This window comes from Streptomyces tricolor (assembly GCF_002155905.1).
GTDB classification, from domain to species: domain Bacteria; phylum Actinomycetota; class Actinomycetes; order Streptomycetales; family Streptomycetaceae; genus Streptomyces; species Streptomyces tricolor.
Genome location: NZ_MUMF01000174.1, coordinates 1 through 7982, shown reverse-complemented (window position 1 = coordinate 7982; position 7982 = coordinate 1). Strand labels below are relative to the sequence as shown.

The 7982-nt window shown below is 71.8% G+C and carries 10 protein-coding genes; 5 read left to right on the top strand and 5 right to left on the bottom strand.

What is annotated here, in order from left to right; all coding sequences use genetic code 11:
* Positions 1-45 precede the first annotated feature (45 nt).
* Positions 46-687, bottom strand: a complete 642-nt coding sequence (locus tag CCN44_RS13785; protein WP_086697805.1) for a response regulator — start codon at positions 685-687, stop codon at positions 46-48.
* Complete coding sequence (locus CCN44_RS13780; RefSeq protein ID WP_086697804.1) at positions 684-1856, bottom strand: sensor histidine kinase; 1173 nt, start codon at positions 1854-1856, stop codon at positions 684-686. The genes CCN44_RS13785 and CCN44_RS13780 overlap by 4 nt, the downstream gene beginning before the upstream one ends.
* A 154-nt stretch (positions 1857-2010) precedes the next feature.
* On the opposite strand from CCN44_RS13780, the gene CCN44_RS13775 reads away from it, so the two are divergent.
* Both CCN44_RS13775 and CCN44_RS13770 read left to right on the top strand, forming a co-directional pair.
* On the top strand, positions 2011-2607 hold the full coding sequence (locus CCN44_RS13775) for a hypothetical protein (RefSeq protein WP_086697803.1): 597 nt from the start codon (positions 2011-2013) through the stop codon (positions 2605-2607).
* A complete protein-coding gene (locus tag CCN44_RS13770) occupies positions 2604-3107 on the top strand; it encodes a DinB family protein (RefSeq protein WP_086697802.1) in 504 nt (167 codons plus the stop codon). Before CCN44_RS13775 ends, CCN44_RS13770 begins: the two co-directional genes overlap by 4 nt.
* 16 nt (positions 3108-3123) lie before the next feature.
* On the opposite strand, the gene CCN44_RS13765 is transcribed toward CCN44_RS13770, so the two are convergent.
* Genes CCN44_RS13765 through CCN44_RS13755 form a run of 3 tightly spaced genes read right to left on the bottom strand, consistent with a single transcriptional unit; the run spans position 3124 to position 5285 of the window.
* On the bottom strand, positions 3124-3696 hold the full coding sequence (locus CCN44_RS13765; protein WP_059252619.1) for a cob(I)yrinic acid a,c-diamide adenosyltransferase: 573 nt from the start codon (positions 3694-3696) through the stop codon (positions 3124-3126).
* Positions 3697-3709: 13 nt separating this feature from the next.
* On the bottom strand, positions 3710-4459 hold the full coding sequence (locus tag CCN44_RS13760) for an ABC transporter permease (protein WP_059252620.1): 750 nt from the start codon (positions 4457-4459) through the stop codon (positions 3710-3712).
* 40 nt (positions 4460-4499) lie between these two features.
* Positions 4500-5285 carry an ABC transporter ATP-binding protein gene (locus CCN44_RS13755; protein WP_059252621.1) on the bottom strand — a complete coding sequence of 262 codons (786 nt, stop codon included), beginning with the start codon at positions 5283-5285 and terminating at the stop codon, positions 4500-4502.
* 79 nt (positions 5286-5364) lie between these two features.
* On the opposite strand from CCN44_RS13755, the gene CCN44_RS13750 reads away from it, so the two are divergent.
* The 3 genes from CCN44_RS13750 (at position 5365) to CCN44_RS13740 (ending at position 7459) form a co-directional block, all read left to right on the top strand.
* On the top strand, positions 5365-6006 hold the full coding sequence (locus tag CCN44_RS13750) for a TetR/AcrR family transcriptional regulator (RefSeq protein WP_059252622.1): 642 nt from the start codon (positions 5365-5367) through the stop codon (positions 6004-6006).
* 123 nt (positions 6007-6129) lie between these two features.
* Positions 6130-6978: a 3-hydroxyacyl-CoA dehydrogenase family protein gene (locus CCN44_RS13745; protein WP_059252623.1), complete on the top strand. Its 849-nt coding sequence runs from the start codon at positions 6130-6132 to the stop codon at positions 6976-6978.
* Positions 6979-7135: 157 nt separating this feature from the next.
* Positions 7136-7459, top strand: coding sequence for an STAS domain-containing protein (locus CCN44_RS13740; RefSeq protein WP_014675024.1), 324 nt, complete (start codon positions 7136-7138; stop codon positions 7457-7459).
* Positions 7460-7982 lie beyond the last annotated feature (523 nt).

Here is a 7982-nt window from a genome sequence, read left to right as displayed (position 1 = left end):
GTCAATAGGTCTGGACCATTCCGGCGTTCCCCGCGGCGGACCGCGCTAGATCCCCAACTCCCGGGCGAGCACGGCCGCTTGCACCCGGCTGCGCAGTTCCAGCTTGGCCAGCAACCGGCTGACGTGCGTCTTCACCGTGCCCTCCGCCATGTCCAGCCGGGTCGCGATCTGGGCGTTCGACAGGCCCTCGCCGATACAGCCCAGCACCTCCCGCTCCCGCCGGGTGAGCCCCTCCAGCACGGCCGGGTCGGCGTCCGCGTCCCGGGCCGGCGCCGCCGCGAACTCGGCGATCAGCCGCCGGGTCACGGCCGGCGCGACGATCCCCTCCCCGCGCGCCACCGTGCGCACCGCCTCCAGCAGATCCCGCGCCTCGGTGTTCTTCAGCAGAAAGCCGGCCGCGCCCGCCCGGAGCGCGCCGAACACGTACTCGTCGAGGTCGAAGGTGGTCAGCACGAGCACGTCCGCGAGCCGCTCGGCGACGATCCGCCGGGTCGCCGACACCCCGTCGAGGCGGGGCATCTGCACGTCCATCAGGACGATGTCCGGACCGAGGCTGCGGGCCAGCTCGACCGCCTGTTCACCGTCCGCGGCCTCGCCGACCACCTCGATGTCCGGCGCGCTGCGCAGGATCAGGACGAGCCCGGCGCGGACGGCGGACTGGTCCTCGGCGACCAGGACACGGATCATGCGGGGTCTCCTTCGGTGAGCGGAAGCGTGGCGCGTACGGCCCACAGGGTGCCCTGCGGTCCGGCCTCGAACGTGCCGCCGAGCAGCGCGGCCCGCTCCCGCATCCCGGTGAGCCCGGAACCGGAGCCGGGTGCGCGCGGGCCGTCGCCGGGCCGGTAGGGACTGGTCACCCGGATGTCCAGCACCCCGTCCCGCTGCCGGAGGCAGACCTGGACGCGCCCCTTCGCCGCGTGCTTCAGGGCGTTGGTCAGCGACTCCTGCACGATCCGGTAGGCGGCGAGCTCCACGGGCGCCGGCACCGTGCCGTGGTCGGCGTCGAGCGTGACGTCCAGGCCGTTGGCCCGGGCGTTGTCGACCAGCGCGCCGAGGCCGTCCAGCGTGGGGGAGGCGGCGGGCTCCCGGTCCCCGGTGCTGTCGCGCAGGATGCCGATCAGCCGGCGCATCTCGGCCAGTCCCTCCACGCTGTTCTCCCGGATGACGGCCAGCGCCTCCTGGGAGGTCTTCGGGTCGTCGAGGGAGAGCGCGGCCGTGGAGTGGATGGCGATGGCCGACAGGTGATTGGCGACCATGTCGTGCAGCTCCCGGGCCATCCGGGCCCGTTCGGCGGTGACGGCCTGGGCGCGGTCCATCTCGGCCAGCAGCGCGGTCTGCTCCGCGCGCAGCCGGGCCGACTCGGCGGCGTCCCGGTGGTTGCGCACGACCGCGCCGGTGGCGGCGGGGGCCAGGGCCACCACGCCGACGCCCACACCGATCAGCAGCCCCTGCGGGTCCCGCCAGAGCGCCGCCGGGACGATTCCGCCGACGACCGTCAGCATGCCGGTGATCCACGGGATGCGGCGGGCGGAGGCCGGGGTGCCGTACAGGACGGCCGCGTACATCAGGTCGGTGTACAGCGCCACGGTGACGATGCTGCCGAGGGTCACCGTGTCCAGGGTCAGCGCGGCCGTGCCGATCAGCAGACCGACGCGCGGCCGGATGCGGCGCAGCGGTTCGCACGCGGCGGTGAGCGCCAGCGGCACCAGCGGCGCCCAGGGAGCGGACCAGAGGATCAGGTCGTCGGAGGCCAGGCGGGGGTGGATCCCGAGCGCCCACAGCAGCACCCCGCCGAGCAGTCCGCACACGGCGATGTACCAGTCGTCGCGGTGCGGGCGGCGGAGCGTGCGGGCCATGCCCCCATCCAACACGGCCCGGGGGCGGGCCGCCTGCATCCGGGGGAGGGTCCCGGACTGCGACTTTCGCTTACGCCGGTTTCCTCTGCGCCGATGACGCGGCCGGCGGCCCCGGCCGGGAGCCTTGGGGGAGGGTGAACGAGGGGAGCGAAGTGTGATCGTCGGACTGATCATCGCCTGCGAGGTGGCGTTCTGGGTGCTGCTGGCGGCCGGGCTGGCCTTCCGGTACGCGTTCCGGATGTCGCGCACCGGCCTGGCCCTGCTGCTGTGCGAGCCGCTCCTGGAGATCGTGCTCTTCGTCGTCACCGCGATCGACCTGCGCAACGGCGCCGAACCGGACTGGCGGCACGGCCTGGCCGCGGTGTACATCGGCTTCACGGTCGGCCTCGGTCACGCCACCATCAAGTGGGCGGACGTCCGGGTGGCCCACCGCTTCGCCGGCGGCCCGCCCCCGGTCCGGCCGCCGAAGTACGGCACCGCCCGCGCCGTGCACGAGTGGAAGGTCGCGGGCCGCTGGATCCTGGCCGCGGCCGTCGCCCTCGCCCTGCTCCAGGGCGCCGTCTGGTACGTCGGTGACGCCGGGGACGTCTCCGCGCTGCGGGCGTGGCAGCACCGCATGCTGTGGGCGATCGGGATCAACGTGGTCATCGCCGGGTGCTACACGCTGTTCCCGAAGCAGCAGCCGAAGGAGAAGGCCGTCGAAAACCCTGTCGACACCGAGGCGGGCGCGGGGACATCATCGCGGCGATGACACGCACCGACACGCCTCCCGCCTGGGACGAGCGTACTCAGCTGACCACCTTCCTCGACTACGTCCGCGCCACCGCGCGCGCCAAGTGCGAGGGACTCTCCGACGAGGACGCCCGCGCGGCGCACCTGCCCGGCTCGCCGCTGATGACCCTGAGCGGGCTGATCAGCCATCTGCGCTGGGTCGAGTACTTCTGGTTCCGGGTCGTCTTCCTGGGGGAGGAGGACGAGAGCCCCTGGACCGAGGAGGACCCCGACCGCGAGATGCGGATAGCGGTCGGCATCCCGCTGTCCCGGCTGCTGGCCGAGTACGCCGAGGACTGCGCGCGGTACGACGAGCTGATCGCCGCGCACGACCTGGACACCAAGGCCCGGCGGAAGCGGAACGACGGCAGCCCGGTCGACCTGCGCTGGATCCTGCTCCACCTCATCGAGGAGACGGCCCGGCACAACGGCCATCTCGACATCCTGCGCGAGCTGACCGACGGCCGGACCGGCGACTGACCCCGTCCGGCGGGAGCTAGCGCTCCCCGCCCGGCACCCACAGCACGTCGCCGGCCTCCCGGTTGGCGCTGCGGGCCAGGATGAACAGCAGGTCGGAGAGGCGGTTGAGGTAGGTGGCGGTGAGCGGGTTCATCGTCTCGCCGTGCACCTCCAGGGCCGACCAGGTGGAGCGCTCGGCCCGGCGTACGACCGTGCACGCCTGGTGCAGCAGGGCGGCGCCCGGGGTGCCGCCCGGCAGGATGAAGGAGCGCAGCTTCTCCAGCCGCTCGTTGAAGCGGTCGCAGTCCGCCTCCAGCCGGTCGATGTAGAACTGCTCCACCCGCAGCGGCGGGTACTGCGGGTTCTCCACCACCGGCGTCGACAGGTCCGCACCCACGTCGAACAGGTCGTTCTGGACGCGGGTGAGGACCGTGACGATCTCCTCGTCCAGACCGCCCAGCGCGATCGCCGTGCCGATCACCGCGTTGGCCTCGTTGGCGTCGGCGTAGGCGGAGATCCGCAGATCCGTCTTGGGCACCCGGCTCATGTCGCCGAGAGCGGTGGTGCCCCGGTCGCCGGTCCGGGTGTAGATGCGCGTCAGATTGACCATGCGGCCAGCGTAGTTACGCCCCGGCGCTGCGGAACACCCGTGTGCCCGCCGTCACGGACAGCGCGGCGAAGCCGACGGCGACCAGGACGCCGTAGAGCATGTGCGCGCTGGTGTAGTCGCCGACGTACGCGTCGCGGACGGCGTCCACCAGGTAGCGGAACGGCATGAAGTGCGACAGCACGTCCAGCCAGGCGGGTGCGAGGCTCATCGGGAGCATCAGTCCGGACAGCAGCATCGACGGCATCGACACCGTGTTGATCAGCGGGCCGAACTCCTGCGGGGTGCGGACCTTCATGCCGAGCGCGTACGACACCGAGGCCAGCGAGAGCGAGAGCAGCGCGACGAAGCCGAAGCCGATCAGGATGCCGGCCAGCGGCGCGCGCAGGCCCATCACCAGCGCGGCCAGCACCAGCAGCACCGCCTGGAAGACGAACACGGTGGCGTCCCGCAGCACCCGGCCGAGCAGCAGGGCCAGCCGGCTGACCGGGGTCACCCGCATCCGCTCCACCACCCCCTGCCCCTTCTCGATGATGACGGTGAACCCGGCGAACAGGGCTCCGAACAGGCCGAGCTGCAGCAGCAGCCCGGGGACCAGCACCTGCCAGGAGCTGCCCTGCCCGCCCAGCGGCAGGTCCGTGAGCAGCGGGCCGAAGAACAGCAGGTAGAGCAGGGGCGTGAGCACGCCGAAGAGCAGGGCGAAGCGGGAGCGCAGGGACTGGCGGAGATAGCGGCCGTAGATGAGGGCCGTGTCGTGGAGGAGCATCGATCGGATCCTGTACGTCCTGGAGGGCTGCGGGGCGGGGCTATACGGCCACGGGCGTGGTGTCGGCCGGGGCGGGGCCGCGGCCGGTGACGGCGAGGAAGGTGTCCTGGAGGGTGGCGTCGAGCGAGCCGCCGTAGCGGAGCTTGAGCGCGCTGGGGGTGCCCTCGGCGGCGACCGTGCCCCGGTCGACGATCACCAGGCGGTCGGCGAGGGCGTCGGCCTCGTCCAGGTAGTGGGTGGTCAGGAAGACGGTCGTGGCGTGCTCGTCGCGCAGCCGGCGGACCAGTTCCCACAGGTCGGCGCGGCTGCCCGGGTCCAGGCCGGTCGTCGGCTCGTCCAGGAACAGCACCTTGGGGCGGTGGGTGAGGGCCATCGCGATGTCCAGGCGGCGCCGCTGGCCCCCGGAGAGCGCGCCGGTCTTCCGGTCGAGGAGGCCGGTGAGGTCCAGGTCCGCGGCGAGTTCCGCGGCGCGGGCGACCGCCGCCGCCTTCGGCAGGCGGTACAGCCGGCCCTGGGTGACCAGCTCCTCCCGCACGGTGATCTGGGGGTCGACGCCGCCGGACTGGGCGACGTAGCCGCTGGCCCGGCGCACCCCGGCCGGATCGGTGGCGAGGTCGCAGCCGGCGACGGTGGCCGCGCCGCCGGTCGGCTTCAGCAGCGTGGTGAGCATGCGCAGGGTGGTCGTCTTGCCGGCGCCGTTGGGGCCGAGGAAGCCGAGGATCTCGCCCTCGCGGACGGTGAGGTCGATGCCCCGGACGGCGTCCACGGGGCCGGCCTTGGTCTGGAAGGTGCGGGCCAGGCCCGCCGTGCTGATGACTGCTGCCATGCCCCCAGAAAAACAGAGTCCCTGAAACTTTGCAATGACCCCAAGTTTTCATCGGCACCAGCGAAGCTAGGATGCGGGCATGGCTGAAGGGCTCAGGGAGCGGAAGAAACGGCAGACCCGGCAGTACATCTCCGATGTCGCCACGGGGCTGTTCCTGGAGCGCGGGTTCGACGCGGTGACCGTCGCGGAGATCGCCGAGGCCGCGAACGTCTCGGTCAACACCGTCTACAACTACTTCCCCGCCAAGGAGGACCTCTTCTTCGACCGCTCGGCGGGCGTGGCCGACCAGCTGGCCCGCTGGGTCCGGGGCCGGGATGCCGGCGAGTCCGCCGCGCGCGCCGTGCTGCGCGAACTGCGCGCGGAGGCCGAGGCCGTCTCGCCCCGGCTCGGTCTGATGGAGGGCTACGACCGTTTCATGCGGGTCATCCAGGAGGCGCCGCCGCTGCGCTCCCGGCTGTGGAGCCTCCAGCAGGAGATCCACGACGCCCTGGAGACGGCCCTGCGCGAGGAGACCGCCGCCGCCCCCGACGACCCCCTGCCCGACCTGATGGCCGGTCAGATCTGCTGGATCCACCAGGCCGTCTTCGTCGCCGTCGGCCGCGAGATGCTCGCGGGGCGCAAACCGGCCGAAGTGTCACGAGAGGTACTTGTTCTGCTGGACGACATCGAGGACCTGTTGAGCGAAAAGGTGCTCAACTACGCCGTCCGAGGCGTGGAATGACCCGTGCCGGTGTGATGTCCGTCAAATGAGACGTGACGCGCGTTACTTACCGGTCACACAGCGGCGCGAGGGCGCTAGGGTCCGCCGAGAGGCAGACCATCCAGCGCGTTCAAGGGAGTCGGAGTGGCACGGAAGCTCGCCGTCATCGGGGCCGGTCTCATGGGATCCGGAATCGCTCAGGTCGCCGCGCAGGCGGGCTGGGACGTCGTTCTGCGGGACGTCACCGACGAGGCACTGAAGCGCGGCACCGACGGCATCAAGGCCTCGTACGACAAGTTCGTCGGCAAGGGCAAGCTGGCGGCCGAGGACGCCGAGGCCGCCCTCGCGCGCATCACCCCGACCACCGACCTGGACGCCGCCGCCGAAGCGGACGTCGTGGTGGAGGCCGTCTTCGAGAAGCTGGAGGTCAAGCACGAGATCTTCCGCGCGCTCGACAAGCTCGTGCGCGAGGACGCCGTGCTCGCCTCCAACACCTCCGCCATCCCAATCACCAAGATCGCGGCGGCCACCGAGCGCCCCGAGCGGGTCGTCGGCGTGCACTTCTTCTCGCCGGTGCCGATGATGCAGCTCGTCGAGCTGGTCCGCGGCTACAAAACCAGCGACGAAACCCTCGCCACCGCCCGGGAGTTCGCCGAGTCCGTCGGCAAGACCTGCATCGTCGTCAACCGGGACGTCGCCGGCTTCGTCACCACCCGGCTCATCTCCGCCCTCGTGGTCGAGGCGACCAAACTCTACGAGTCCGGCGTCGCCACCGCCGAGGACATCGACCTCGCCTGCAAGCTGGGCTTCGGCCACGCCATGGGCCCGCTCGCCACCGCCGACCTCACCGGCGTGGACATCCTGCTGCACGCCACGAGCAACATCTACACCGAGTCCCAGGACGAGAAGTTCGCCCCGCCGGAGCTGATGCGCCGGATGGTGGATGCCGGTGACATCGGCCGCAAGAGCGGGCAGGGCTTCTACACGTACTAAGTCACCTATCCCGGCACAATCACCCCGGGAGTATCACTCCCGGGGGTGAATTCGGTATCGGTTCGCTTACAAGCAGCAACCGCACCGCCACCCGCACAGTCAGACGGTGCACAGCACCGTCACCGAGTACGCCAACCGCACTCAACGGGGAGCGCATATGCACATCAGGGGCGACCACGCCGAGCTGGTCGTCGGGGGGCGCCTCGACGTCCGCAGCGCGGCGGACGCCCGTACGGCCTTGCACTCGGCCGTCGACACCGGAGTCGGCGACCTGGTGCTCGACCTGTCCGAACTGGACTCCTGGGACGCCACCGGACTCGGGGTGATCATGGGTGCCCACCGGCGGGCCGGCCGCTGCGGGCGCCGTCTGGTGCTGCGGGGCGTGCCACCGCAGATGCAACGCCTGCTGGTGGCGACCCGGCTGCACCGCATCCTCGCCATCGAGGGCGGCATCGGCGTGGAGTCGCTGCCCCGGGTGTGAGGCGCGGACCGGAGCGAGACCGCGTACGGCGGCACGGCGCGCGTACGACAGCGATACAGGCGTACGGCAGCGAGGTGCGCGGATACCGGACCGAGGCGCGCGTGCACGGTGGGACGCGCGTACGGGGGAAACGCGCGCACAGGGGTGAACCGGGCGTCGGGGGAGACCCGGGCGCACCCGCCGAAGCACACGTCAGCGCACGTCGGGGGCAATCCCCATGAGACCGTGACGTCTCGGACCGCACGGCACCCCGCCCTGTCGGAGATACTGGGCGAAGGTTTAGGGTGCGGTCGCCCGCCGTCTCGCACCCCTCGACCGAGCGGGCCCGGACCAGAAGCGACAGCGCGGTGTGCGACAAGGCCGGGAGGGGCCGGACTCGAGCACACGACGCTACTGGGGGGCATGAACCCATGGACCCGATCAACCCGGGACCCGAGGAGCACGGCCAGGCGCACAGCCGCCGCCCGCCCCGGGAGTCCCTCACCGCCGACTTCGCCCCGGGCGCGGCCGCGCCCGGGGCGAA

Coding starts and splice junctions, on each gene's coding strand:
- CCN44_RS13770 (WP_086697802.1), top strand. CDS start 2,604: ATGACACGCACCGACACGCCTCCCGCCTGGGACGAGCGTACTCAGCTG.
- CCN44_RS13740 (WP_014675024.1), top strand. CDS start 7,136: ATGCACATCAGGGGCGACCACGCCGAGCTGGTCGTCGGGGGGCGCCTC.
- CCN44_RS13760 (WP_059252620.1), bottom strand. CDS start 4,459: ATGCTCCTCCACGACACGGCCCTCATCTACGGCCGCTATCTCCGCCAG.
- CCN44_RS13785 (WP_086697805.1), bottom strand. CDS start 687: ATGATCCGTGTCCTGGTCGCCGAGGACCAGTCCGCCGTCCGCGCCGGG.
- CCN44_RS13755 (WP_059252621.1), bottom strand. CDS start 5,285: ATGGCAGCAGTCATCAGCACGGCGGGCCTGGCCCGCACCTTCCAGACC.
- CCN44_RS13765 (WP_059252619.1), bottom strand. CDS start 3,696: ATGGTCAATCTGACGCGCATCTACACCCGGACCGGCGACCGGGGCACC.
- CCN44_RS13750 (WP_059252622.1), top strand. CDS start 5,365: ATGGCTGAAGGGCTCAGGGAGCGGAAGAAACGGCAGACCCGGCAGTAC.
- CCN44_RS13780 (WP_086697804.1), bottom strand. CDS start 1,856: ATGGCCCGCACGCTCCGCCGCCCGCACCGCGACGACTGGTACATCGCC.